Raw genomic sequence first — 24,161 nt, 5'->3', positions numbered from 1 at the left:
CTCTAACGGTTGTGGGAAACGGTCACGCAAGTCAAACGCCCGGTAGGCAAAAACGCTACTCATCAGGTCTTCAGGCCTTTTCATACTCTCTTCCAGTAGGAATCGTCATTTCAACGCTTACTAGTCCTTTTATTTCAGCAGACATAAATGTCATGTACGAACTACCCCGCGAAGCTGGTAGGACTGCGCTGGGCAACCACCGGCATGATGTGATCATGTCTTTCTGGCGAACGCCGCCATGACGATACACGCCATCACTAGCACATAGCGCACGGGGTAGCCACTTCGAGAGCGCTTATTCTTATTAACAACATAGAATGTAACGTTGCCCGTACCCAGCGGCTTTGAATAGCGGTTTCCTGGTGCCTTCGATTGCCATTCCAACTTATGTTGATGCGAGGGTAGTCGCTTCTTCCATTCGCTAATCTGCTGCTTCTCAGACAGGGACGATCGCGCACTGGGTGTCACCTCTACGACTGCTCTGATGCGAGCATCCAGACCCAGCACCCAACTCACAAAGGCCAAGCCATCATCGGCATCGCGAATCCATACATGACCGTCGGTGGCACGGTGGTAGCGGTAGAAAAAACGAAGATGCCCTCGCAATTCATCCGGATGATGGCTAAACCACCGCGACCAGATGGCTTGGTACATCGCATTCGCCACTGGGCGTTCCGCCAGCGAGCGCGGCATTGCCAGGCGTGGGTGGGCAAAATCAATCGGCGCTGGCTGCTTGCCTTTTGTCATCCGGTAGTGACGAAACGCGCTCATCCCCTGCCGCGTGCGCGCTGTTAGAACCCGCCGCGCGCAAGACGTTAGCCGCTCTGCCTCGCCTTTACACAAATTAAAGATATGCTCAACGTCGTCAAAATCGCGTTGATACAAAGCATCCATCGCGGCGGCAACCTGCTCCAGCGATAGCTGACTCAGACCTTGGCGCTCAAGCAGTATCTTGGCTGGCAATTCAGGATAGGGGGCAAACGCCTGCTGAGCTACGTCTATCACAGAACATTTGGGAAAGGCCTTATTAAGCCAACGTGGCGGTTTTTCGCCGAAACGCTCTTTCCATTTACGCAGGGTCGCCGGCTTGATTTGGAGTACGTTGGCCAAGGGTTCCAACTGAGCAATTGCGTGGCTCGGAATACAGCTCTCCATCGAGGAGGGCTGCTTGTGGCAGTAATGGTCAAGGAGCAGGCAGGTAAAGTGCAAGTAGCTTCGTAATGTCACATCGGGGGACGCATGCCCCATCAGTTGCGCAATAAAGTACAGCCCTGAGCGCGTGGGACCCTCAGCGACCTTGTCCCAAAGAAAAGCATGATGGGAAGGCGCTGACCAGGGTATCTCCACCCCATGAAAAGAGAGCAACAGATAGTTAGCCAGTGAATGACGCAGGTGATGAAAGCGTAGACGGTAATCCCCGGTGATACGGCGCATTGCTTCGTGGATCTCTGCCTGCACCTCATCATCGCGTAGCGGTGCCACCGAACCACTTCCCCCACCGAACAACATGACACGACCGTGAAGGGTCACCTCTTGTCGATTGGCGATGAAGGCCTTGAATGCTTCCAGCTCGCTGTCCGTCAGCAGATAATGAAGCGGAAGCTGCCGCCGTGAATCATGGCTCTTGACCCCCACATACTCGTTGTTACGAACCAGAAGAGTAACGTCAGTATCCTGCACCTCTTGATGGAGCAAGACATCATCTAACTGAATGGAAAGTGCTTCTCCTATCCTAAGTCCAGCGCGAAATCCAAGCACAAATATCCAATAGCGAATTTGCCCCATAATGTTTGCCGAGTGGGATGCCAGAAAGCTAGCTATCTGACGATACTCATCCTCTGACAGACAATTGGCATCGGCGTGATGCGCGACTGTTATCCCACCGTCAGCAAACACCATAGAAACATTAGCCAAACCTTGATCAATCACGAGAAAAGAATGGAATGAGCGCAACACCGCCCAACGGTAGTGGCGGTTTTTCTCGGTCTTGGCCTGTTCGACCACGAACTGATAGGCCTCAATAAGCGCATCCATCCGATCCTGATCAACCGGTGTCTCCCCCAAAGCCTGCAGAAGCGGCATGCTTACACCGAGATACTTGTACAGCGTCGACTGCTTTCGCTTCTGCTTCTGATGCAGGAACAGCAGCCAGCGACACAGGCATTCAATGATGGGAGCCATACGCTGAGAAGCAACAATGGCACTTTCCAGCTCGCGAGAAAGGTCTCGAAATTTGAGGCGTTTCTGGTTACGACGCTTATAGAGCGTATCGTGTAACGATTTCAGCAGCGCACGCCCTTCATACAACGGTTGGTCCCGCTCACAACGCTCGGCCACCATTGGTGTTAGCCCGGATCCTTCTGCCGGAAGCACATCCTCCTGCTCGGCTTTTGGCTTGGTATGCTCCACGTACCCACCGGTGAGCAGCTGATGCCAACGCTCTTCAGCAATTGAAGTGCTTGGATGTTTGCCGTGTGCGCTGTTCACGATATAAGCCGGTACATGTAAGCGAAAGGCGGTCGTGGCATGCTCGCTAAACGTCGGAAGTGACACCGGCTCAGCCTTTAAAGCGCCACAGAAATGCAGCCAAGCCGTCTGGGTATATGTCCTGGCCTGCTGATAACCGCCACACTTCTCGCCAGGGTGGCCAAAATGCTGAATGTGGCGCATCAACACCGCTAAGGCCGGCACCCCCAACAGCCAACGGCTTCGTGGCAACACCCGTTTCGACTTTGGCATGCCGTCCGGTACCGTCTCATGCAGTACCAACCAGGCAGAAGCCCCGTGCACTGCCAATGTAGTGGTGGTCAATGGCAGTGAGTTCAGGTGCTTGCTGCCCAGCAGGCCGTCATTGGCAATCACACAATAAAGAAACAGCCCCCAGCTGATCATTTCAGGCTCAAGCCGACGATGTCCCTTTTTTCCATTGCCGTGCCAAAGAAGCGCCTGAAAGTCTGGCTGCTTAATCTCATGATCGGCATCCTGGCGCCAGTCACGGTAATCGTTTAAATTTTTGAAGGATAAGGGCGTAAAAGGACTCGCCGCTGGCCTGACCAGGTGCAGCGGTGCTGGAACGCGCACGTCCCACCCCAACTCACGCTGCCCACGCGACAGCCCCAGTGATAAGAAGTTAACCTTGTTGCGAATTTCGACGACCGAACGGTTGTCACCGGTTTGTAGGGCTTCTTCCCACTGCTGGGAGATATCCGTCGGCACGCTGACATCCGATTCACCGCGGACAAGGCCAGGGTGCGTTTCCTGTAGCAGTTTCAGCACTGCCATTTGGTGACGACGCCTATTTAGCAGATGCTGCCGATGGCGTGCCTCGGCACCACCTGCCCCTTCCGGAACTTGTATTAGCTTCCAGCCGCTCCAAACTTCCTCGACATGATCAGTCATCCGCCAGCCCCTGCTGCACTGTCCATCCCGCTTCCCGGCGCATTTTACTGAGGACAGGCGCTAGCTCCCGAAACATCTCTACGGGGGTCAAGGTAGAGAAGGCACCAAACGGTTCCTGCCCTTGTTGAGCGTGCCCCATGAAGGCATTAACCAGTTCGCCACGAACCCCTTCAGCACGCAAAGCACTGCGAAGATAGTGCCGACTGGCGTTGACTGGCAGTGTAAAGAGCGGTACGTGGCGCCGCAGATTCTCTGGAGAGAGCTGAACCATCTGCCAGCTGTCACTAATAAAGAACATCAGCGGCACGTCTGGGTGAGGCTCACTCAACACTGCTTCAAGGTGCTCGTAAAGAGACGCACGTTGATAAAGGCGGGTCTGTAGCACTTCCAAGTGGCTCGCATACTGGCGTAATTGATCACGCAATTCCGGCAACAGCCAAGCCACCCGTGCCTGACTCATCGCTTCGTCGTCCTTATCGGAGATGGCTAGAAAACCAGATGCAAAATCAATTTCCCGCCAGCGAAAAATCAAGTCATTGACAGCACGGTAGCCCGTTGCGAACAGTAACCAGAAAGCGATATAAGCCACGTAATGATTATGCGTTTGCCGCCAACTCTCATCCCCAGGCTGAAGGCGCCTAGCTGCCCGCAGTTCGCCTTTCAGGTGTTTGACCAAGCGTGTCAGCAATATCGGTTTGAGGTTCAGCTTACTGCCATGGTCGCCCCTGTTTTGAACGACTTGTTTGAAGGCGTAGTAATGCTTTTCTTCTACGCTAAGGTACTGATAAATGCTGTTGCGCAGCGAAACAGCAGCAGCATGATAGAGTGTCTCAAGATAGCCAGCTGGCACGCTGTAATAATGTGCGGCCACGTCAGCGACGGTGAAACGGTGCCCAGTCAACAGGTAAGCATCGACCCAATCGCTGGAGTGGCCGACGATCTCATCGAACAGCGCTTGACTGATGCGACGGGGTGTCAGCCGCATACGGTGGGTGCGGTTGATCTTTGAAACCGCCGCCCGCATTGCCTCCTCAATGCCGCCATGACGACATTCGGGAAACAGTTCGCGATATTTTGTCCGACTTTTCCGCACCAAGCTGAGACGCGAGATAAACTTCCCCATCCGCAAGGGACTGGCGACCACCACCACCTCATCCACCAATGCAGGCGTGCTCCCACCGGCTGTAAAGAGCAGTTTCTTTGCGTCGTCCTGGAGACTGTTACGCCACTCCGGCGACGGAATGGGCAGCACAAAGGCGTGCTCTTCAATCAAAAAAGCGAGTACGTCCTTGCGGTGTTTCGGTAGCTCATGTCGATGGTTATAGACCCGCATCCTCAGAATCTGCTCGACGGGACGTCCAAGCCAGATCATCAACAGCAGCAGTAGACCGGCATAGACATCTTCGTCATCACGCTTTTCAAAGCGGCCTCGGCCCGTAAATAGCTCGAAAGCTGCTTTCGCCGCCAGCGATAGCTCGACCCGACTTAAGCTGGCGTAGCGAAAAGGAAGCCTCTGGTTGGACTGGCTGATATGTTGGATACGGCTGCTCTGGCGCCGTATCAAGTCCCTTAGATCAAACCCTAATGTCGGTGATGCTTTACTTTCCGTGAAGGAAACAGCACGCAGTGTCTGGGATTCTTTCGGGTGCAAACCGGCGGCACGCTGACGGCCCTGCGCCTGCTCGTCACCGGCCGATTCCAACAGTTGCATCGACTTTTCTGGCCCCTCATTTTCCTCGTCATCCGAATCCGACACCTCAACGCGCCGCTCGATCGTTCGGGCCGGGTGGCCACCCCCACCTCCACCGTCTCTCGTCTTTCCCTTATGGTCGAGTACTTTTCGAACGAGCAGCTCGATACCCGACAGCGGCTCGAGGATCTCGTCGCTCTTCAGCAGATATTGTTGATGGTAGCTTTTGAGCGTGGTGTCCATCTCAATCTCTACCAACAGCCCGAGAGACTTCTTGCCATTGCCAATCGTCCGGATATCACGACAAGCAGCGGTGATTTCGGAGCCGATATGTGCTTGGTGCCGCTTTCGCTGAACGGCTGAGCACGCCATAACTACACCGGTATGCTGCCAATACGCATCATTGCCATAGCACTCAGCATCGGGGGTAAGAATCAGCATCGCCCATTCAGGGTGGTCATTGATAATGCCGCGCTGCTTCCCCGACTGATCTAACCACGTCTCTGGACAGCTTTCGCGATCACATCCCTTTAGCACGGCGATAATCTGGGTAATGACAGGAAGGTAATGAAAGAGGTCTTTCTCCTCCTTTTTCTCGGTCGCATCATCAAGATCCTCCCGAATTCTTTGGGTTCCCTGAACTGCCTGTAAAGCACGGTTCACGTTTTCCAACACCAGGCGAAGGTGGGTTAGATCATCCGGAGCTTTAAGCAGCGCAAACAACTCTTCCAGGCAGGAAAGCTCCACGCCACTCAATGTTACCAGTTGCTCTAGATCCGCCTGGATCACCATGTTAAGGGGATCCCATGATCCGCTGGAGTTCTGACTTCCGCTTTCTTGAATGTTTGATGCGGCGCCCTTCTAGTCCCATTAATGTCTTTAGATTGCGTGTGGAAAGCTTTGTAGGCACCTTGATGCCGTGCGTTTTACGCAGCGTAATGGAGAGCTCTTTTAACTGTCGATAGACACGCTCTTTCGCATCCAGAGCCTCAGGACAATGCATCAGACTGTGAGTAATAAGCTCAAACAATGCCCCGCTGATTAGATCAGATTCGTGAGCATCTGTGATGCCTACCGAGATGGAGGCCTCTGGATCCAGCAAGGCACTAACGGCATGAAACGCACGAAATCCACTGACCACTTCGTAATGTCTCGATACCTTTTGCACCGAAACGGGATGGTAGGCAAGTAAGGCATCGGCTAATTCAGCATCCAGCCATGACGACACGGGCAATTGATTGGCAATATTAATACTGACCCGCTCAATCTCAGCGAGCACACCGGAAGGGGATTTGATCTTCGATAGTGGCAAACTTGTCACAATATTCCTCAGTGATAGCCTCTTTCGAAGCGCTCTTTTTTATACCTTGCTTTCGAGATTCTCTGTCAGCACATCTTTATCCTTCTTCAAACTATTGAGCTGATCTAGATTGATCCTAGCCTAAGCCCGCAGTAGCAGCAGGGGCGGCGGCGAGTATATTTATTTCTGGGCTAAAAGGACATCAGCAGCAACCTTACGGCCATTTTTGATGTAAATTTCGATTTTAATTTTGTGACAAAATTAAGTGAGCTCAATTGACTTTAAACCACCAAATTAGCAATCTGCGAAATAGATAAAAATCTTTACTCATAGATATTTAGGACAAACAATAACAAACAAGACAACATAATGGAATCAAAGTTAATCCGGCTCATAACCCGAAGGTCATCGGTTCAAATCCGGTCCCCGCTACCAATATTTTAAAAGGCAGACCAGTTACTTACTGATTTGCCTTTTTGCGTTTACCCTCCCCTCTCTTCGCATCTCCCCAGCACTACGCCACCGCACACCGTTATGCCGAGCGCATCACGCCGACGCTCGACATCGAATACCCTTACCGAAAAACCAAAGCACAGCTCCCAACAAGCCACATAAGCAACTTACCGGGCTGACTCAGGCAACCTAACTGTACATCCAAGCCCCCAAAATTAGCGCCGAGACTCATTGGCCGGTTACACGCCTTCTTTTTTCTTGTCAGGGGAAATACTAACGATATTTTGCGGCTCTCCCTTTACAAAAAACGCATGGATATTATCAACCGACCCATTGAGAAAACGCGAAAAGGTCTCTTCGGTCTTCCATGCCATATGCGGCGTTATCATGACATTATCCAATGCCGCAAAGGCATTATGCTGCGGTAGCGGCTCTTCACAGAAAACATCAAGCCCCGCCCCACCAATCTTCTTACGCTGCAAAGCATCAATGAGCGCCGCTTCGTCAATAATGGGCCCGCGTGATGTATTGACCAGAATCGCATCAGGCTTCATTAGCTCAAAATGCTCCGTCGTCAGTAACCCTTCCGTTTCAGGCACAAGCCTTACATGGATACTAACGGCGTCCGCCTGGGTGAGCAGGCTTTCTAATGACACGTACTCCACTCCCACCTGAACGGCTCGTTCCTGGGTCAGCCTGGGGCCCCATGCAATGACTCGCATACCAAAGGCCTGTGCCATTCTCGCCACGGCACAACCAATCTTGCCCAGACCAATCAGACCAATGGTTTTACCGCTCAAATTACTGGTAACAATCGTTGGCCACTCTCCAGTGGACATCCGACGATCTACCTCAACAATCCGCTTGGTGAGATTAAGCAAAAACGCAAAGGTCATCTCGGTTACCGCCGCCGTAGACCCACCCGGCGTCGTTGCAATGGAAATCCCCGCTTCGTCCACTGCAGCTTTATCCACATGAGCCAGCCCCGTACCGGTTTGGGCGATCAGCTTTAGGTCAGGTAAAGCCGCGATAAGGTCTCGATCAATCAAGGTGCGCTCCCTGAGCGGGATAATCGCATCGGCTCCTTGAAGCCGGTTCACCAGGGTTTCAAAGGCAGGCACATCACCATAGACCGATACCTCAGAGAATTCGCGCAAGCGAGATACGGCAGGGTGCTCCTTCATACAGCCTTCCCAATCATCAAGAATCACCGTCTTCATATACACTCCTTCTCTAGTGCAGGCCAAGGCCGGACATAGCATTGCCTGAGCCGTGTGGTTATCGCCCAATCACTGTTTAATTAAGGGCATCTCTCTTGGGCAACTGCTCTTCAAGCGCTTCCCAACTGCTCTGTATATGCCGCCTCATCAATAAGCCCGCCACCTCCACATCACCTTCCGAGATAGCTGAGGCTATGCGCTCGTGCTCATAAAGTGCGATTTTTCCACGCCCTGTAACATGCCGATGCTTATTTCTTAACAGGGTTAGCTGCGGGCGAAGCTCGTGGGTTAAATAACGCTGAATGAGTGGATTACCGGACATTCGTGCGGTAATTAAATGAAAATCACACTCCTCAGACTCCTGAAGATAGGCTCCCTCAGGATGAGATGTCACTTGACTGGCATGTAACTGCAGTAACGTAAGGTATTCATCGGCAGTGGATGCATTAGCACGACTGGCCGCCAACATGGCGGCTTCAGCCTCAAGAGCAGCTCTGACCTGGTAGATCGCCCGGGCATCTTCGTACCGCATTTCACGCACGTGCGCCCCACTGTTCGGCACGATAGTAACGAGCCCGCACTCGCTAAGGCTTTTGAGCGCCATACGCACCGGCCCCCGACTAACACAAAAGCGCTCAGCCAACGCGACCTCTCCAAGACGAGTCCCAGCCTGCAGCTGCCCTTTAAGTATTTCATCGTACAAGCCACTAGCCACTCGCTCAGCTGCCAAACCATGCGTTTCTTCTTTTATTGTAGACAAAGTAATTCTCCTCCGAAGACAACACACTCTATATAATTTTCAATAATTTCCAAAAAACATCTGAAAAAATAGATCTTTTGTTTATATATCCGAGGATTGACAGGAACTACTATATGTACTTCTATATTCACGCACAAATGATTGTCTTACAATTGTCTATGATGAAGCGGAGTGACCACCATGATCGATAAGAAGAAAGTCATCGCTACAGCTATGCTGGGTTTCTCCCTGGCAGCTGCAATTACCCCCCTCACCGCCGCAGCCCAGGAAAGCTGGCCAACACAGAAAATCACGTTCGTTGTTGCGCTTGGCCCTGGCGGGTCCGCTGACCGCACCGCTCGCGCGCTGGCTCAACGGCTCCAGGAAGATCTGGGCACGCCGATTTCAGTCATTAATCAGAATGGCGGCGGTGGTCACGTAGGTCATACTTACTTCCACAACATGCCTGCTGATGGCAGCTATTTCCTTGCCTCTTCAATCCACCCTTACGTCTCTAATGCGATTCTTGGCTTTGATGCCACTTATGATTTGTCAGACTTCGCATTCATTAACGGGCAGTGGAATGATTACGATCTTTTCGCCGTTAATGCTGATACGCCTTATGAAACGCTGGCGGATTTCATGGCGGCAGCCAAGGAAAATCCAGGAAAACTTAGAGTTTCTGTCGTACCTGGCTCGACCGGCGCTATCAACCTTGAACTGGCTCTTGAGGCCTTTGGTCTCGATAAAACAGACGTCAACATTGTCACCTATCAGTCTGGTGGCGCTGCGCGCACGGCGGTCGCTGGCGGGCAGGTAGACATGACCGTATTAGCTGCAGACGGCACGCTATCAATCCAGGAATATATACGTCCTCTTGCCCTCGCGGCTGATACCGCATCGGAGGACTGGGATGCACCAACGCTTAATGCAGCGCTTGAAGAGAGCGGTCACGAGCCGGTTCCGGTGCTTGCAGGATCAATGCGAGGCCTTGCCGCGCATGCTGACTTTAAAGAGAGCAACCCCGAAGCATTCCAACAAATGGTCGATGCCTATCACAGTGCGCTGCAAGATGAAGCGTTCGTTAGCCGACTAGAAGCCCAGGATATTGGTGCAGAGTGGCTTGGTCCTGAACGTACGACAGAGATCATTGAGTCCAACTTTGAAATTTTGAAGCAATACACATCAGAAGAATAAATGATTTCAATGCTGGCACATGTGCACTAATGCTTTTCGCTTAATCGTCACGGGACCAACTTACGCTTGGTCCCATTATTATTTCAATGTGGAGGCGCTATAAAATGGTGACAGGAAAGATTTCTGCAACACATGCCTTTTTGTTAGGCCTTGTACTGGCTATAGCGGGCTTTATTACCTGGAGTGCTACTCAGGCTTCCACAACGCTGAACAATCTGGTGGTAGTGGCCCCCACCGCGATAATCATCGGCCTTCTGTCCATTGGGATTGTCGCTAAAATCTTGCTGAAGCCAGTTCCAGCTCCCTCATCCAGCAGTACGGATAAACCATCGTTATGGGGCGACATACTGCTTCTCGCAGGATTTGCCGTCTTCTGCTTTGCGTTAACCAATGTCGGCTTCGATGTTGCTACTTTTGTTTTCGTCTGGGTTGGCATTCTTATGTGTGGGAGTAAAGGTAAATGGCAACCGCCTTTGTACGCACTTTTGTTTACTGTTTTTCTCGTCAAGGGCTTTGGCTCTCTCTTCCCTTACCCAATGACCACACTAGTGCTTTAACATGATTGATCAATTCGCATTATCTCAGGCGTTTTCCCATCTTTTTACTGATCTAAGCCCTTGGCTTTGGGTTATTCCGGGCTTATTAATCGGTCTCGTTTTTGGATCGATTCCCGGGCTACAAATTTCCATGGCCATGGCCGTTTTCTTGCCCGTGACCTTTGGTATGGATTTTCTTCAAGCCATGCTGTTTTTAACCGCCATATTTACTGGCGGTGCCTACGGTGGCGGGGTAACCGCTATTCTTATGAACATCCCTGGGTCATCCTCGTCAATTGCGACGGCATTTGACGGATACCCTATGGCGCGAAAGGGACAACACAATGAAGCCCTGGGACTGGGCCTGTGCGCTTCAGTTGTGGGCGCTTTCGTGGGTTATAGCCTGCTGATGTTGTTAATCAATCCACTGGCTGCTTTTGTACTTAAGATAGGCCCGCTGGAAATGGTCGTGGTGGTGCTGTGGGGATTAACCCTCATCGCGACACTCAACGATAGCAGTATGGCCAAGGGCCTGCTGGCTGGCTTCCTGGGGCTCATGCTCAGTCAAATTGGTATGTCCACGACGGGTATTATGCGCACGACGATAGGCAACCCCTACCTCCTTGATGGCATCCCAGTAGTACCCGCCATGATCGGCATCTTCGCCGCTTCTGAGTTGTTACGCCTGAGAGGAAGCTCATTTCTGGTACAAAATGAGGCTCAACGTAATATATCTTTTGCGCTTATTCTTAAAGGCGTTGGGCAGACATTTCGCCATCCCGGCATCTTACTACGAGGTAGCCTCATCGGCGCAGTGATCGGCGCCATCCCAGGCGTGGGCTCATCGGTAGCTAATCTGGTCTCTTATGGTGAGGCCAAGCGAACGTCGAAAACGCCTGAAGCGTTCGGCCAAGGAGCACCCGAGGGTGTCGTGGCGGCCGAGTCCGCGAACTCCAGCTCGGAGGGAGGCTCAATGACGGCGCTATTAGCGCTTGGCATTCCTGGTGGGGCTGCGACTGCCGTGCTTCTGGCCGCATTCTCTTTTCACAACATTATTGGTGGGCCATCGTTTATAAGAGACCAGACCGATATCGTCTATTCGATTATTCTCGGCAATCTGGGCCAAGTAGTACTTCTCGCATTTCTGGGATTACTTAGCCTGCGCTTACTGGGCATGGTGGTGCGCGTTCCCTTGGCTTACCTAGTGCCCAGTGTATTAGCAATGTGTGCCTGGGGCGGCTATGGCATAACTGGCACTATCGCTGGGCCACTAACCGTTGCCGCATTTGCAGGGCTTGGCTGGCTCATGCGACAAAACAACTATCCCGTCGCGGCAACAGTCATCGGTTTACTGCTTGGCCGCATGATGGAAGGAGAAGTCGTGCGCACCTTACAGGTGTCCGGTGGCCGGCCTTTTGAATATATGATGGAGCGGCCCATTGCTCTTGCTCTTTTCATCATAATGCTGCTTGTTTTAATTGGAGCCCCCGCATTAAAAGCCTTCCGCTCTCGCCGCGCTAGCCATGAATCTAATTAAACAAATGCCTCCTCAACTTCGAGGAGGCATTACCTTTGGCATCGGCACGTTAGGCGGACTCGCTTTTTTTGCACTCTCTCTACCGTTGCCATGGGTACTGGGCAGCCTAACGGCATCACTCTTGTGCACTCAGACGACGTCTTTTCAGCCTCGTTTTCCAAACCCTTGGCGCAGTTACGCTATGGTCGCTATCGGCACGATGCTAGGCACCAGTTTTACCCCAGAAGTCGTACGACAAGCCGGGGACTGGACCATAAGCCTGATTGTCATGAGTGTGTTATCGCTGGCATTTTGTTTCATTGCCTATCAAATATTCTATCGCTTCGGGAAAATGGATAGAGTAACTGCTTTGTTCTCCGCCATACCCGGAGGACTCTCAGTCGTTTCAGTTTTGGCAGAGAATTACCGAGCCGAAGTCAGCCGTGTTGCCCTTTGTCATACCGCGCGCCTAGTGGTATTGCTAATTGCAGCACCCATCATCATCCAGGCGACGTCCGGCATTAACCTCGCTGACGCTAGTCTTGCAAGTTTCACTCACGCGGAAGCAATCGATCCTATTAACCATGGAATCCTGGCCCTGGTGGCGATAGCCAGCGGCTGGCTAGCCTGGCGATTGAACTTTCCCTCAGCGATGCTATTGATTCCATTGCTCAGCTCGGGATTACTGCACGCGACTGATCTTTTAACGGTGCATGTCCCTCCCCTGCTTTCCAGCGCAGCACAGATTGTCATTGGCGCAGGAGTTGGAGCGCGATTCGCGAATTACTCCCTCCCACAAATTTTAAAAGATGGCTGGCTAGCGGCGGTGATCGGTGTACTCCTTACCTTTGGCTCCTTCGCTGCAGCCCTGTTGTTTGCGCCCATTATAGGGTTGGACAACACACCTTTGTTCTTATCCTATTTACCTGGGGGGGCGCCGGAACTTGGCGTCGTAGCGCTTGCGTTGTCCATAGATCCCGCCATGGTGGCAGCCCACCATGTACTGCGTGTTTTCTTGATCGTAGCGATGCTACCCCCCATCGCTAGTTGGCTAGGAAAACAAATGCAGCAAGGCTAACGATAGCGCTTACGAGGCTAAATGGTGATGCTATCGCGCGCTGCACGCATTGGCGTCACCGTCTCGTCGAAGCCACTCTCAAGAGCTGGCGATATAAAGTGCTAATAGACTCCTTTAGAGCAGTGCTTGCGCCTATATTTTTCCTCTTGGCCTAGCCTTCTCTTCAGATTTACATGATTAGCATCGTTCCGGCTTGAATATGGCGGTGACTGCCTGCATATCATAAGCAATTATTTTTCTGCGAAGCTGAGTTTACCCATGTCAATCATTGATCCTCGCACCGGCAAACCGCTGACAGCGGATACCGCAAGCACGAATACTGCTGACACCGAACGTGCGCCAGTGCGCCCTGAAGATGTGATCATCGAACTTGATGCGAGCAACATTCAGCAAGTGCTGGAAGCGTCAATGCAAGTGCCAGTACTACTGGGCTGCTACTCACCAGCCGATAGTAGCTGCGCCACACTGCTGACGGTACTGGAGAAGCTGGCGCTAGAATACGCGGGCACCTTCCTGCTTGGTAAGCTAAATACAGACGCTAACCCGGACATTTCTGCACAGTTGGGTGTACGGGCGGTACCGGACGTTAAACTGGTGAGCCAGGGCGGCCTTGTGGATAATTTTCAGGGTGCACTGCCCGAGAAAGAGGTGCGTGAATGGCTAGGGCGCTACTTCCCTGCCCCGGCCGATGCACCAGAAAGCCCTGAAGAGCAGGCCGAGGCGGCGCTTGAGCAAGGCGACACCGCAACAGCCCACGGCATTTACCAGGACCTGGTGACGCAATACCCGGAACACTACGCCTACCAAGTGGCGTTTGCCCGCGTATTAGTGGCTGAAGGGCGCGGAGATGAGGCGCGCAGCGTGCTGGAAAATCTCCCCCCCGAAGAGCGCGATGGCCCCGCAGCACGTGGCGTACGCGCCAGCATTACGTTCAGTGAACAAGCGCTTTCCGCAGAAGATATTGCGGCCTTGGGTGAGCGCGACGATAGCGAAGCGCAGTTCCAGCGCGCCCTGCGCCAAGTGGCCGATGGTCAATACGATGCAGGGCTTAAAGCACTGCTTACGCTAATGAAGCACGACCGTACCTACAACGACGACGCGGCACGTAAAACGCTGCTGCAGGTGTTTGATGCGCTAGGCGCCGACCACCCGCTGACGGTCGCCTATCGCCGCAAGCTGTTTGCGCTGCTTTATTAATGGCTAAGGCTTCAATAGCGCATCCATGCGCGTTAACGCTGCTTCCAATTGAGCGCCCGTAGTACCAAAATTTAGCCGAACAAAGCCGGGGTAGCCAAACGCGGCCCCGTCTGAAAGCGCCACACCGGCCTGCTCCTTGAGCGTTTGGTAAGGCGTTTCTCCCAGCCCCGCTTCCCTCATATCAAGCCAGGCCAAATAGGTTGCCTCCGGTGCGCTTAGATGCACACCCGGCCAGTTGGCAACGCGTGCCTCAAGCGTGGCGCGGTGCTGACGCAGCACATCCAGCAGCGCTTGACGCCACGGCTCACCCTCGCGATACGCCGCTTCTGCCGCCACTAACCCCAGCACGTTAACATCGGGCAACAGGCCCTTGCAGGCAGCGGCAAACCGCTGGCGCACTTCAGGGTCAGGGATGATCGCACATGCGCTGCTTAACCCCGCCAGGTTAAAGGTTTTAGAGGGCGCCCAAAGGGTAATCGTGCGTTTGGCTAGCTCAGGAAACATAGCCGCTAACGGGCGATGCTGAGCATCTTTATCCAACAGTAGGTCGCAGTGTAGTTCGTCAGAGACAACCCATAGATCGTGCTGTTCAACCAGCTTCACCAACGGCGCCAGCTCTTCACGACTCCAAACCCGCCCGGTCGGATTATGTGGATGGCACCAGAGTAATATGCGTGTTTTGGGTGTGATGGAGGCTTCAATCGCGCTAATATCCAACTGCCATGGCTCGCTTGGGTGTTTAGGTACGGCCATCATGGCCTGCTGAGGCAAACGCCCAGTACGCTCAGCGACGGCTAAAAACGGTGGATAAATAGGCGCTACCGTTAGCACGCCATCGCCTGGCTGGGTTAGCGCCAGCGTGGCGAAGTGGAGCGCGGCCACGACACCCGGTAGCCAGTGCTGCCAGTCGGGCTGAATCGTCCAATCATAGTGCGTAGCGCTCCATGTGCAGAGCGTTTCTGTTAACGTAGCAGGCACTTCTCCGTAGCCGTAAACACCATGAGCGACCCGAGCTTGTAGCGCCTCAATAACCGCGGGCGGCGAATAAAAATCCATGTCGGCAACCCATAGAGGCAGTACTTCACCGTTATAGCGATGCCATTTTTGGGATGAGTAGCCACCTTCGGGGTGGCGTCGCTCGATAGGCGTGGCAAAATCAAAAGCCATAACAGATCTCACTTATTGACGAAGGTTGTTAACGAGCATGCCGCAAGATGATTTTTATACCAAGGTGCGAGCAGGATTATCAGCGCTATTGCGGCAATGGCAAGCGCTTGGTCAGGCCGACGCTGACCAGTTAGCGCTCATACTGGCGGAAACCGCACGGGTTGCCAAACTGGGCACGCCGGACACGACGCCCGATGGGGCAATGCTTAAACACTGGAGCCAAACACTTGAAGATGACATTCCGCTGTGGGCACCCCGCACCGCGGTTTTTCTGCTTAACCAAATGCCTGCCAAGCCAACACCTCAAAGCGAGGCTGAAGCCTGTGCCTGGGCTTACTGCTGGCTGCGCAACCGCGCGTTTAACACGTTAGAGGCCGCGCACTCTGCGCTTCCAGCCCACCTTCAAGCACCACTAAAAAGTGCTTTGGAGGCGGCCTGGCGCGATCAACAGGGGCTACGTTTAGTATAAAAAACGTTAACGCTTTCGATAGCGCGGCCTAGTGTGCCGCGCGCGGATATACTGGCTGACAAACGAAGAAAAATGTTTAATCCATTATAAGGATAGTCATTGATGCTGGATGTTCCGATTAGCTGGCAACTGGCCAAAGTAGCAGTGTCAGTCACGATGGTGCTGGGGCTGGGGGCGATTGCTGTACGTGTGAGCCCCAAAGTGGCAGGGCTTTTATCAGGCTACCCTTTGGGCACCGCGCTGGCACTGTTCTTTATTGGTCTGGAGATATCCCCTACGTTTTCCGCTGAAAGTGCGATTCATACACTCGCGGGCTTTACCGCGACCATGGCACTTGGCGCGGGTTACTGGCTTTGCGGTCGCAAGCCCGGCTTGAAGGGTGTCGCCAGCGGAATGGCAGGTGCTATCACTCTGTGGCTTATGGCAAGCCTGGTGCTTGCCCAGTTCGATTTTACTCGCTTGACGGGTACGCTGGTGACGCTTTGCGCTATCGTATTTTTTACGTGGATTTTCCGGCGAATACCCGACAGTCTGGCCACTGCACGTCAGTCTTTCTCGTGGGGTGCTTTATGTATTCGCGCCTTGCTGGCGACGCTTATTGTCTTTGCCATCACAAGCCTTGCCCATTGGGTGCCGCCGGCCTGGGCAGGCACGTTGGCGGCTTTCCCCGTCACCATGCTGCCTTTCCTGCTAATTTTGCATATAACCCAAGGCCCCGCGCCTACCGCGACCGTTATCAAACACTACCCCGTGGGGCTGGGCTCGCTTTTAAGTTACGCCCTGTGTGTCTCTTATACGTATGAAACATTGGGGCTTGCCTGGGGCACGCTGGCCGGTTTTTTGGTAGCAACGCTATGGCTGCTGGGCTGGCTACAGGTCCAACGCTGGTTTGCCAAGCGACGCGAAGGCAACAGGCAAACTGCTTAACCGAACACTTGCCTGAATTTACAACTCCTGCCAACGATAAGGTGATTGCCATGTTTACCCGTACGATTGAGCCGGCGTTTTACGATACGGATGCGCTGGGCCATATTAACAATACGCGCCTACCCGCCTGGTTTGAGCTGGCCCGCAACGACCTATTCAAGCTTTTTACACCTGACCTGAACCCGAAGCAGTGGCGTTTGATAATGGCTCGGATGGAAATCGACTACCGTGCAGAACTGTTTTACGGCCATGACGTCGAATTACGCACCTACTTAACGCGGCTGGGCAATAGCTCATTTACCGTCACTCAGGAAGCACGCCAACATGGCACGCTCGCCAACCTCGGCCACACGGTGATGGTACAGTACGATCACCAGGCTAAATGCGCCGTACCTATTGAGGGCGCGCTGCGCGGCGCCTTGTCGACTCACTTACAAGATGCGCCCGCCTAACGCACCAACCCGCCGGACGGGGCGACCAGGAGCACAGCATGGCCATTCGCTATAATCTCTGGCTGGACCCTGACAATACTGCGCAGCATCGCGCTGTCGAAGCGGATATTGAGCGCTATTTTATTGAGCGCTTTGCAGACTATCCGCATATCCGCTTGTTTGGGGCTGACCCTTACGATTATGATGCCCCGTTTAACCGCCTTTATGACGTACTAATGGCGCGGGCCGCCGAGTATTGCGAGCGGACATGGTGCTATGTAGCGTCTCCTGAGCAGTTGAATCGCTGCTTTTTTCGTGCTGTTGGCCGCTCCAATAAATTTGTTCAAGACGACCGTTCGTGAGAGACCAACCTAATGGTGATCCGCACCAACCAGGCGCCCGATGAGCGTCAGCTGGCGATTATTACCCAGCAGTTAGGCCGCGCACCACGTGGCATTGAAGCCGTTGCCGCCACTGATAGCGAAGGCACACCGCTGGTGCTGCGTATGGCGCCGATTGTTGATAGCAAACCCTTTCCTACCCTGTACTGGCTCTGTTCTGATGTACTAAAGGTAGAAATTTCACGCATTGAAGCGGTGGGGGTTATCAAATCACTTGAGCAGCGCCTGCAAGAAGAGCCAGAATTTCTAGCGCATTATCAGCAAAGCCATCGTGACTATGTAAAAGCCCGCTGGGATTATATGAGCGACGCCCAGCGCGCCGAGGTTGCACGGCTGGGATACACCGATGTGTTGACCGAGCGTGGCATTGGCGGTATCAGCAACTGGCAACAGATACGCTGCCTGCACACTCAGTATGCCCATCATTTATGTGGCGATAATGTGATTGGTCAGTGGATGGATGAGCACCACCAGGTAGACCATCACCTTCCATAACACCGCTTCTCTCATAAGCGTTAAGGAACCCAATTAATGTCCCGAATTTGCGTTTATCTCGGCTCACGAGAAGGTAACAGCCCGGCTTATCGCCAAGCAGCCCAGGCATTAGGTACTGTGCTGGCAGAGCGGGGGCACACCCTGGTATACGGCGGCGCGCGTATTGGCCTAATGGGCGAGCTTGCTAATGCGTCGCTGGCGGCAGGCGGCAACGTGATTGGCGTTATGCCGGACCATCTGGTAGAGCGTGAGCAGGCGCACTTTGGACTCACCGAACTGATCCGCGTGCCCAACATGCATGAACGCAAAGCCACCATGGCCGCTAACGCCGACGCATTTATTGCCATGCCAGGCGGTATCGGTACCTTTGAGGAGCTGTTTGAGATTTGGACCTGGGGCTATTTAGGCCTGCATGAGAAGCCCATGGGCCTACTGGATACCGAGGGGTTTTATACGCCACTACTGGCATTTCTCGACAACACCGTGACGCAGGGTTTTCTAGCTCAAACGACACGCGATATGCTGCTGGACGCGGTAACACCAGAGGCGCTACTTGACGCGCTGGAGAGCCAGCTTAGGTAGAGGTGAGCGAAGCGGGCATGGCAAGCGCGCTACGCGCCGCGGATAACATTGCGGGTACGCTGATAAGTGAGCTGGAGCAGACGGGCATCGTCTCCCGCCCGGTGACGATGGATATCGACCTCAGTAATCATGGCCTCTTTGGTACCGCTCCATATCGCTTGCTGCTCTTCGCTCAACAAAATGCGCAGCGCCTCCAGGCGGAAGCGAGGCAGCATGCCGGCATGGTGGAACAACAACGAAAGCCAGGTATTATCGTAGCCCCAGCTATCGCTGTACGCTTTGCCTAACCCGCTTAACTCATCGTTGAGCCACTGGGCCACCTGACGAACAGGGTGTCCTTCCTGGTACAAGCGATCACGCGAAATACCGTGCAAGAGCTCTGCTTTAGGGTCCCAGTGCGTCCACTCATCCAGTGGCTGAATAAGAAACGCGCAGCAGCTACCGTCAGCACGTGCAATGCCGACTTCTATGGGATAACTACCACGCCCAAATCCGGACGCTTCAATATCTAATACAGTGGGTAGCGTCTCGGACACTGACTTCCTCATTCAATCATTACACGGCGGTCACATCGTTGTGCGGATGATGCTCAGCGAACTGTTCCCAGTAGGTAGCCTGGCTCGCATCTATGCTTAAGCCTAGCTCACCCAAACGATAGGCGCTGGCCAGCCGCTCAGCAGCCAAATAGTGACCGGACTGCGCCGCACGGGCATACCACGTTACTGCATAATCTTCACGGCGCGGGTACTGCGCGCAGCCGTGCTCGTAGATCTGGGCCACCTGGTACTGCGACTTTACATCACCCGCTTGAGCGGCTTCCACCACATAGCGTGCCCCCCGCGCTTTGTCCTGCGGCGATAAGCTACGATGAAACAGCATATGCCCGTAAACGGACAGTGCATCAGGATGCCCCGCTTCAGCGCAGCGCTTGAACAAACGCATGGTAAGACGCTGTGTGCGCTCTGAACGCGGTAACAACCAACGGTTTTGAAACAGCCGTTCAGCTAAACGAAACTCTAGCCGAATAAACAAAGATGATGCCTGCGGCATGGCAAACCACCCTGCCAATTTGTTGAGATATTGAATTAGCGGTCACTACATCATTTGACTGCCAATCACACGAAAAACCGGGGTCAGCCGGCCAATGGGGTGGCAAGCATACGCCTGCCTTTGCAACGACTCAACCCCATTGATTTGCTGCTTTCAAATAGCCTCGCTAACATGCCTCTCACACACGGTCATTCATCACCTTTATAAACGCCTATTCGGCGATAATTTTCGCTTTAGCGAGGAGACAAAAATGCAAACGCGCCCACTTGGCAGAACGGGAATTGAGGTCAGTCGGCTCTGCCTTGGTACGATGACGTTTGGCGAGCAAAACAGTGAGGCAGAAGCTCACGAACAGCTGGATCGCGCCGTCGCTTTCGGTATCAATTTTATCGATACAGCTGAGATGTACCCCGTACCGCCCAAAGCCGAAACGCAAGGATTAACGGAAGCCTATGTTGGCAGCTGGCTGAAACAGCGTGGCGACCGCGATGACGTCATTATCGCCACCAAGGCAGTAGGCCCGGGGCCTGAGCATATCCGGGGCGGCCCACGTTTGACGCGTGATCATATTCACCAGGCCATCGACGCAAGCCTTAAGCGTTTACAAACGGACTATGTCGATCTTTATCAGCTGCATTGGCCAGACCGCAACACCAACTTTTTCGGCAAGCTGGGCTACGCGCATCAGGAGAATGAAGATGCCACGCCGCTTGAAGAGACGCTTTCTGCACTCAAGGAGCTGGTGGATGCTGGCAAAGTAAGATCGATCGGCCTCTCCAATGAAACCCCGTGGGGCGTCATGCGCTCGCTTCACTTAGCCGAAAAAATGGATCTACCGCGAGTGGCCTCCATACAAAATCCTTACAACCTGCTTAATCGCTCGTTTGAGGTGGGCTTGGCGGAGATTGCTCATCGCGAAGACGTAGGCTTGCTGGCTTATTCTCCCCTGGCCTTTGGCGTTCTTTCTGGCAAGTATCTTAATGGCGCATGGCCCGAAAAAGGCCGCCTGACGCTTTATGAGCGCTTTAAGCGCTACACCTCACCAGAGGCGGAGGCGGCGACAAAGGCCTACGTTGAGCTGGCCCGCGAACATGACCTTGACCCCGCACAAATGGCACTGGCGTTTATTAATTCACGCAGCTTTCTTACCAGTAATATTATTGGTGCCACCACACTGGACCAGTTGGAAAGCAACCTGGCCAGTGAGAGCCTTAAGCTGGACGACGATGTGCTTAGCGCGATTGAGGATATTCATCGCCGGATGCCAAACCCCTGCCCCTAAGCATTGATACACACGCTATTAAAGCGATAGCCTCGGCCAACGCCGAGGCTTGGTATACTATCGGCCATGATTTTGTTCTTATCTGGTTTTGCATCGGCCGAAGGAGCTCACCTTGCTAAGCGTTATTTCGCCAGCGAAAACGCTGGATTTTGAAACGCCCTCCACCACTCACCAGGTGACACAGCCCGGCTTTCTAACGGAAAGCCAAGCGCTGATCGATATCCTGCGTGATTATTCACCTCAGCAGATCAGTGAGCTGATGGGCATCAGCGACAAGCTTGCTGGCCTTAATGCGGCACGCTTTGCTGAATGGGAGCCGCCGTTTTCACTAGAGAATGCCAAACCTGCCGCTCAAGCGTTCCAAGGCGATGTTTATACCGGCCTGGAGGCTCAAACGTTCAGTGATGCGGATAACCGGTTTGCCCAGCAGCACCTGCGTATTTTGTCAGGCCTGTATGGCTTACTGCGCCCGCTGGACCTGATTCAGGCTTATCGACTGGAGATGGGCACCAAACTGTCTAATCAGGCGGGTAAGGATTTATACGCGTACTGGAAGCCTACACTGACCAATGCCCTTGCTCAGGCTATTACAGAAAGCGGTTCAAAGGTTCTGGTGAACCTTGCTTCTAATGAGTACTTTAAAGCGGTAGATGCCAAAAAGCTTAACGCCCGCGTCATCACGCCGGTGTTTAAAGATGAGAAAAACGGCACGTTTAAAATCATCAGCTTTTATGCCAAAAAGGCCCGAGGCCTAATGAGTGCCTGGATTATTCATCAGCAGGTGAACGACCCTGAAGCGCTTACAGCATTTAATGTGGCAGGCTACCAATTTGATGCAGTGTCCTCTGAAGGCGATACGCTGGTGTTCACACGCAAAGAAGCAGACCGATAAACATTTCCCCCTTTACTAAAAAAAAGTTACGCCGCGTGAAGAGCGCGGCTTAAGCAACCGGCGATGTGCCTCTTTAAATAGCGCGGTATCACAGCGATCAAGCCACTCATAAGCCACCATATCCGCCGTCACAGCAATGGCGCCTTGCGCGCAGGCACGCTCACGAGCAAAGCGAGCTTCCTCACAACGACGGCTCGCTGTCGCTTCACTTAGCCAATACACGCTATATCCAGCTTCCAGCAAGCCAAGCGCGCTCTGCAACACACAGATGTGTGCTTCTGTGCCACAGATCACGACTTGTTGCACCGATTGGGCCTTTAATGCCTGGGCAAATTCAGGCGCTTCCATTGCGCTGAAATGATGTTTTTGCCAAACCTGATGCTCACCCAACGCGCTTATCAAACCAGCTGCCGTCCCCCCGAGTTTTTCAGGGTATTGTTCGGTAAGCCATACGGGGACTGCCAACACTTCTGCTACGTTTGCAAGCCAGGCGGCCTCCTCTATTACCTGCAAACCGCCTTCAATCACCGGCAGTAAGCCTGCTTGAAAATCGATCATTAACAATAGGCTACGATCTCGTTGTAGGCGCATGTTTCCCCTCTTATTCTTTATGCTTATGAGTGCCATTAAGATAGTCCATTCTAAGCGCCCAAGCGCTAAACTAGCCGCTCAAGACTTTCCACACGCTCATTACGTTGAGCTTACGTTCTTAATGGCTTTGAAACATTGGAGATTGCCATGTTACGACAATTGTTTGTCATGCTGCTGGTCAGCGTTACGGGGTTTAGCGTTGCGGTGGAGCATGCGGAAGCGCGCCGTATGGGAGGTGGTGGCAATATGGGCAGCATGTCCCGTTCTGCGGACCGCCCGGCCAGCACACCCAGTACACAACAAGCGCAAGGTGGCCAGCAACAGGGCCAAGCGGGTGCTGCGGCAGCACGTAGAGGCGGAATGGGCGGAATGATGGGTGGTCTTCTGGCTGGAGGGCTAATTACCGCACTCTTTTTCGGCGGTGCCTTTGATGAGCTAAGAATGATGGACCTGCTCATGGTGGTCGGTATCGCAGTGCTTGCGATGATCGCTTTCCGTGCGTTTATTCGCCAGCGACGTCCAGCGAATGCTTCCGAAACCAACTACCAACGTACGCAGCACGAGCCATCAGCGCCTGCTGCTGGCTCAGTAGGCGCTGTACCTGGTAGCTTGGCAAGCAGCCTGCAAAGCACACCTGCCTGGTTTGATAAAGAGCAGTTTTTAAACGGTGCTAAAGAGCATTTTATGACGCTGCAGCGTGCCTGGGACAATAACGACTTTAGCCAAATTCAGGAGTATGTCACTCCCGAGCTCTATAACCTGCTACGCACCGAGCGCGCTCAGCATCCTGCCAATAATCGTACCGACATCGTACGTTTATTTGCCGAATTGGGGGATATTAACGAATACGAAGGGCATGCTGAGGCAAGCGTGATCTTTCATGGCGTTATAGAGGAGAATGGAGAGCAGACCGAGTTCAACGAGTCGTGGCACTTAACCCGTGCAATGCGCGACCAGGCGCCCTGGTATGTGCAAGGTATTGAGCAAAACCCTGGCGCTTAAAACGCGGGACCATACCTTCAAACGGCCGCTTTTAGCGGCCGTTTTTTCGTTCCAAAGGACAACCTAATCAACCGTTTAAATCAACCTATTGAATTAGTTTTCAGCAGCTTCTTCGATACTCTCACCCGCGCTTTCAATGCTTTCGCCGGCGCTTCCAATACTATCATCAATACTTTCACCTGCCTCTTCAGCAGGCCCTTGGTTATCACAGGCAGCCAAACCGCCCGCGAGCAGAGCCATCAATACCGCCGCTGATAATTTCTTGATCCATTGTCCATTCATGTTGTTTCTCCTCCTGAGATAAAGCGCAGATTACCCTTCCATCAACGTGCCATATCATTCTAAAGACAACAGTGCGTCATAACCACCCATATCAGGATAGCTGCCTGACGCAAAAAAGCGTAAATAGTAAATTCCAGCCATGTTTTGTAGGCATTATGGATTGACCTGTCTCTACATTGTGGGAGCTGGCTTCAGCCGGCGATGCAGCACAAAGTGCTGCTGGGGTTAGCGGCTGATCCATCACGCTGAAGAGTGCCTTGCCGCC

The 24,161-nt window shown here is 53.2% G+C and carries 24 protein-coding genes; 14 read left to right on the top strand and 10 right to left on the bottom strand.

All coding sequences use genetic code 11. The features are described from left to right. Positions 1–213 precede the first annotated feature (213 nt). From ACT3R4_RS16270 to ACT3R4_RS16250, 5 genes are all read right to left on the bottom strand, one after another. Positions 214–3,399 carry a tyrosine-type recombinase/integrase gene (locus ACT3R4_RS16270; RefSeq protein ID WP_441679752.1) on the bottom strand — a complete coding sequence of 1,062 codons (3,186 nt, stop codon included), beginning with the start codon at positions 3,397–3,399 and terminating at the stop codon, positions 214–216. Continuing rightward, positions 3,392–5,881 (bottom strand): hypothetical protein, encoded by a 2,490-nt coding sequence (locus ACT3R4_RS16265; protein WP_441679753.1) that lies wholly within the window; start codon positions 5,879–5,881, stop codon positions 3,392–3,394. Before ACT3R4_RS16265 ends, ACT3R4_RS16270 begins: the two co-directional genes overlap by 8 nt. Before the next feature lies 1 nt (position 5,882). After that, positions 5,883–6,410, bottom strand: coding sequence for a hypothetical protein (locus ACT3R4_RS16260; protein WP_441679754.1), 528 nt, complete (start codon positions 6,408–6,410; stop codon positions 5,883–5,885). A gap of 671 nt (positions 6,411–7,081) precedes the next feature. Beyond that, a complete protein-coding gene (locus ACT3R4_RS16255) occupies positions 7,082–8,062 on the bottom strand; it encodes a D-2-hydroxyacid dehydrogenase family protein (RefSeq protein ID WP_441679755.1) in 981 nt (326 codons plus the stop codon). Between the two features lie 76 nt (positions 8,063–8,138). Continuing rightward, positions 8,139–8,822 (bottom strand): GntR family transcriptional regulator, encoded by a 684-nt coding sequence (locus tag ACT3R4_RS16250; RefSeq protein WP_441679756.1) that lies wholly within the window; start codon positions 8,820–8,822, stop codon positions 8,139–8,141. Between the two features lie 180 nt (positions 8,823–9,002). Here ACT3R4_RS16250 and ACT3R4_RS16245 point away from each other — a divergent pair, with 180 nt between their 5' ends. From ACT3R4_RS16245 to ACT3R4_RS16225, 5 genes are all read left to right on the top strand, one after another. Further along, positions 9,003–9,998 (top strand): Bug family tripartite tricarboxylate transporter substrate binding protein, encoded by a 996-nt coding sequence (locus tag ACT3R4_RS16245; RefSeq protein ID WP_193056433.1) that lies wholly within the window; start codon positions 9,003–9,005, stop codon positions 9,996–9,998. Positions 9,999–10,102: 104 nt separating this feature from the next. Further along, complete coding sequence (locus tag ACT3R4_RS16240; protein ID WP_226912029.1) at positions 10,103–10,555, top strand: tripartite tricarboxylate transporter TctB family protein; 453 nt, start codon at positions 10,103–10,105, stop codon at positions 10,553–10,555. Between the two features lies 1 nt (position 10,556). Beyond that, on the top strand, positions 10,557–12,071 hold the full coding sequence (locus ACT3R4_RS16235) for a tripartite tricarboxylate transporter permease (RefSeq protein WP_193055165.1): 1,515 nt from the start codon (positions 10,557–10,559) through the stop codon (positions 12,069–12,071). Next, positions 12,058–13,128, top strand: a complete 1,071-nt coding sequence (locus ACT3R4_RS16230; RefSeq protein WP_496201237.1) for an AbrB family transcriptional regulator — start codon at positions 12,058–12,060, stop codon at positions 13,126–13,128. Before ACT3R4_RS16235 ends, ACT3R4_RS16230 begins: the two co-directional genes overlap by 14 nt. 258 nt (positions 13,129–13,386) lie before the next feature. Further along, positions 13,387–14,325 carry a co-chaperone YbbN gene (locus tag ACT3R4_RS16225; RefSeq protein ID WP_441679757.1) on the top strand — a complete coding sequence of 313 codons (939 nt, stop codon included), beginning with the start codon at positions 13,387–13,389 and terminating at the stop codon, positions 14,323–14,325. A 3-nt stretch (positions 14,326–14,328) separates the two neighbouring features. On the opposite strand, the gene ACT3R4_RS16220 is transcribed toward ACT3R4_RS16225, so the two are convergent. Beyond that, positions 14,329–15,492, bottom strand: coding sequence for a MalY/PatB family protein (locus ACT3R4_RS16220; RefSeq protein ID WP_441679759.1), 1,164 nt, complete (start codon positions 15,490–15,492; stop codon positions 14,329–14,331). Positions 15,493–15,529: 37 nt separating this feature from the next. On the opposite strand from ACT3R4_RS16220, the gene ACT3R4_RS16215 reads away from it, so the two are divergent. From ACT3R4_RS16215 to ACT3R4_RS16190, 6 genes are all read left to right on the top strand, one after another. Further along, positions 15,530–15,961 (top strand): hypothetical protein, encoded by a 432-nt coding sequence (locus tag ACT3R4_RS16215; RefSeq protein ID WP_441679761.1) that lies wholly within the window; start codon positions 15,530–15,532, stop codon positions 15,959–15,961. 102 nt (positions 15,962–16,063) lie between these two features. Then, a complete protein-coding gene (locus ACT3R4_RS16210) occupies positions 16,064–16,888 on the top strand; it encodes a hypothetical protein (RefSeq protein WP_172119053.1) in 825 nt (274 codons plus the stop codon). Positions 16,889–16,938: 50 nt separating this feature from the next. Then, positions 16,939–17,340 carry an acyl-CoA thioesterase gene (locus ACT3R4_RS16205; RefSeq protein ID WP_441679762.1) on the top strand — a complete coding sequence of 134 codons (402 nt, stop codon included), beginning with the start codon at positions 16,939–16,941 and terminating at the stop codon, positions 17,338–17,340. A 38-nt stretch (positions 17,341–17,378) separates the two neighbouring features. Beyond that, positions 17,379–17,681, top strand: a complete 303-nt coding sequence (locus tag ACT3R4_RS16200) for a hypothetical protein (protein WP_193055160.1) — start codon at positions 17,379–17,381, stop codon at positions 17,679–17,681. Positions 17,682–17,693: 12 nt separating this feature from the next. Continuing rightward, a complete protein-coding gene (locus ACT3R4_RS16195; RefSeq protein ID WP_441679764.1) occupies positions 17,694–18,215 on the top strand; it encodes a DUF501 domain-containing protein in 522 nt (173 codons plus the stop codon). A gap of 36 nt (positions 18,216–18,251) precedes the next feature. Beyond that, complete coding sequence (locus ACT3R4_RS16190) at positions 18,252–18,797, top strand: LOG family protein (protein ID WP_172119056.1); 546 nt, start codon at positions 18,252–18,254, stop codon at positions 18,795–18,797. A 29-nt stretch (positions 18,798–18,826) separates the two neighbouring features. On the opposite strand, the gene ACT3R4_RS16185 is transcribed toward ACT3R4_RS16190, so the two are convergent. Both ACT3R4_RS16185 and ACT3R4_RS16180 read right to left on the bottom strand, forming a co-directional pair. Further along, positions 18,827–19,333 carry a hypothetical protein gene (locus ACT3R4_RS16185; RefSeq protein WP_441679765.1) on the bottom strand — a complete coding sequence of 169 codons (507 nt, stop codon included), beginning with the start codon at positions 19,331–19,333 and terminating at the stop codon, positions 18,827–18,829. A 19-nt stretch (positions 19,334–19,352) separates the two neighbouring features. After that, positions 19,353–19,847: a tetratricopeptide repeat protein gene (locus ACT3R4_RS16180; RefSeq protein ID WP_441679767.1), complete on the bottom strand. Its 495-nt coding sequence runs from the start codon at positions 19,845–19,847 to the stop codon at positions 19,353–19,355. Between the two features lie 250 nt (positions 19,848–20,097). On the opposite strand from ACT3R4_RS16180, the gene ACT3R4_RS16175 reads away from it, so the two are divergent. Beyond that, complete coding sequence (locus ACT3R4_RS16175) at positions 20,098–21,129, top strand: NADP(H)-dependent aldo-keto reductase (RefSeq protein WP_441679769.1); 1,032 nt, start codon at positions 20,098–20,100, stop codon at positions 21,127–21,129. A gap of 112 nt (positions 21,130–21,241) precedes the next feature. After that, positions 21,242–22,021, top strand: coding sequence for a peroxide stress protein YaaA (yaaA, locus tag ACT3R4_RS16170; RefSeq protein WP_441679771.1), 780 nt, complete (start codon positions 21,242–21,244; stop codon positions 22,019–22,021). 15 nt (positions 22,022–22,036) lie between these two features. Here yaaA and ACT3R4_RS16165 read toward each other — a convergent pair whose 3' ends face one another. Continuing rightward, on the bottom strand, positions 22,037–22,612 hold the full coding sequence (locus ACT3R4_RS16165; protein ID WP_441679773.1) for an isochorismatase family protein: 576 nt from the start codon (positions 22,610–22,612) through the stop codon (positions 22,037–22,039). Positions 22,613–22,759: 147 nt separating this feature from the next. On the opposite strand from ACT3R4_RS16165, the gene ACT3R4_RS16160 reads away from it, so the two are divergent. Continuing rightward, complete coding sequence (locus ACT3R4_RS16160) at positions 22,760–23,614, top strand: Tim44 domain-containing protein (protein ID WP_441679775.1); 855 nt, start codon at positions 22,760–22,762, stop codon at positions 23,612–23,614. Between the two features lie 93 nt (positions 23,615–23,707). Here ACT3R4_RS16160 and ACT3R4_RS16155 read toward each other — a convergent pair whose 3' ends face one another. Further along, a complete protein-coding gene (locus tag ACT3R4_RS16155; protein ID WP_193055153.1) occupies positions 23,708–23,896 on the bottom strand; it encodes a hypothetical protein in 189 nt (62 codons plus the stop codon). Between the last annotated feature and the right edge of the window lie 265 nt (positions 23,897–24,161).

Source organism: Halomonas sp. AOP7-E1-9, assembly GCF_052376035.1.
Lineage (GTDB): Bacteria > Pseudomonadota > Gammaproteobacteria > Pseudomonadales > Halomonadaceae > Vreelandella > Vreelandella citrativorans.
The sequence above is the reverse complement of the archived record's forward strand: the minus strand, read 5'-3'. Positions and strand labels throughout refer to the sequence as shown.

Coding starts and splice junctions, on each gene's coding strand:
- ACT3R4_RS16270 (WP_441679752.1), bottom strand. CDS start 3,399: ATGACTGATCATGTCGAGGAAGTTTGGAGCGGCTGGAAGCTAATACAA.
- ACT3R4_RS16265 (WP_441679753.1), bottom strand. CDS start 5,881: ATGGTGATCCAGGCGGATCTAGAGCAACTGGTAACATTGAGTGGCGTG.
- ACT3R4_RS16255 (WP_441679755.1), bottom strand. CDS start 8,062: ATGAAGACGGTGATTCTTGATGATTGGGAAGGCTGTATGAAGGAGCAC.
- ACT3R4_RS16245 (WP_193056433.1), top strand. CDS start 9,003: ATGATCGATAAGAAGAAAGTCATCGCTACAGCTATGCTGGGTTTCTCC.
- ACT3R4_RS16240 (WP_226912029.1), top strand. CDS start 10,103: ATGGTGACAGGAAAGATTTCTGCAACACATGCCTTTTTGTTAGGCCTT.
- ACT3R4_RS16235 (WP_193055165.1), top strand. CDS start 10,557: ATGATTGATCAATTCGCATTATCTCAGGCGTTTTCCCATCTTTTTACT.
- ACT3R4_RS16230 (WP_496201237.1), top strand. CDS start 12,058: ATGAATCTAATTAAACAAATGCCTCCTCAACTTCGAGGAGGCATTACC.
- ACT3R4_RS16225 (WP_441679757.1), top strand. CDS start 13,387: ATGTCAATCATTGATCCTCGCACCGGCAAACCGCTGACAGCGGATACC.
- ACT3R4_RS16220 (WP_441679759.1), bottom strand. CDS start 15,492: ATGGCTTTTGATTTTGCCACGCCTATCGAGCGACGCCACCCCGAAGGT.
- ACT3R4_RS16215 (WP_441679761.1), top strand. CDS start 15,530: ATGCCGCAAGATGATTTTTATACCAAGGTGCGAGCAGGATTATCAGCG.
- ACT3R4_RS16210 (WP_172119053.1), top strand. CDS start 16,064: ATGCTGGATGTTCCGATTAGCTGGCAACTGGCCAAAGTAGCAGTGTCA.
- ACT3R4_RS16205 (WP_441679762.1), top strand. CDS start 16,939: ATGTTTACCCGTACGATTGAGCCGGCGTTTTACGATACGGATGCGCTG.
- ACT3R4_RS16200 (WP_193055160.1), top strand. CDS start 17,379: ATGGCCATTCGCTATAATCTCTGGCTGGACCCTGACAATACTGCGCAG.
- ACT3R4_RS16195 (WP_441679764.1), top strand. CDS start 17,694: ATGGTGATCCGCACCAACCAGGCGCCCGATGAGCGTCAGCTGGCGATT.
- ACT3R4_RS16190 (WP_172119056.1), top strand. CDS start 18,252: ATGTCCCGAATTTGCGTTTATCTCGGCTCACGAGAAGGTAACAGCCCG.
- ACT3R4_RS16180 (WP_441679767.1), bottom strand. CDS start 19,847: ATGCCGCAGGCATCATCTTTGTTTATTCGGCTAGAGTTTCGTTTAGCT.
- ACT3R4_RS16175 (WP_441679769.1), top strand. CDS start 20,098: ATGCAAACGCGCCCACTTGGCAGAACGGGAATTGAGGTCAGTCGGCTC.
- ACT3R4_RS16165 (WP_441679773.1), bottom strand. CDS start 22,612: ATGCGCCTACAACGAGATCGTAGCCTATTGTTAATGATCGATTTTCAA.
- ACT3R4_RS16160 (WP_441679775.1), top strand. CDS start 22,760: ATGTTACGACAATTGTTTGTCATGCTGCTGGTCAGCGTTACGGGGTTT.
- ACT3R4_RS16155 (WP_193055153.1), bottom strand. CDS start 23,896: ATGAATGGACAATGGATCAAGAAATTATCAGCGGCGGTATTGATGGCT.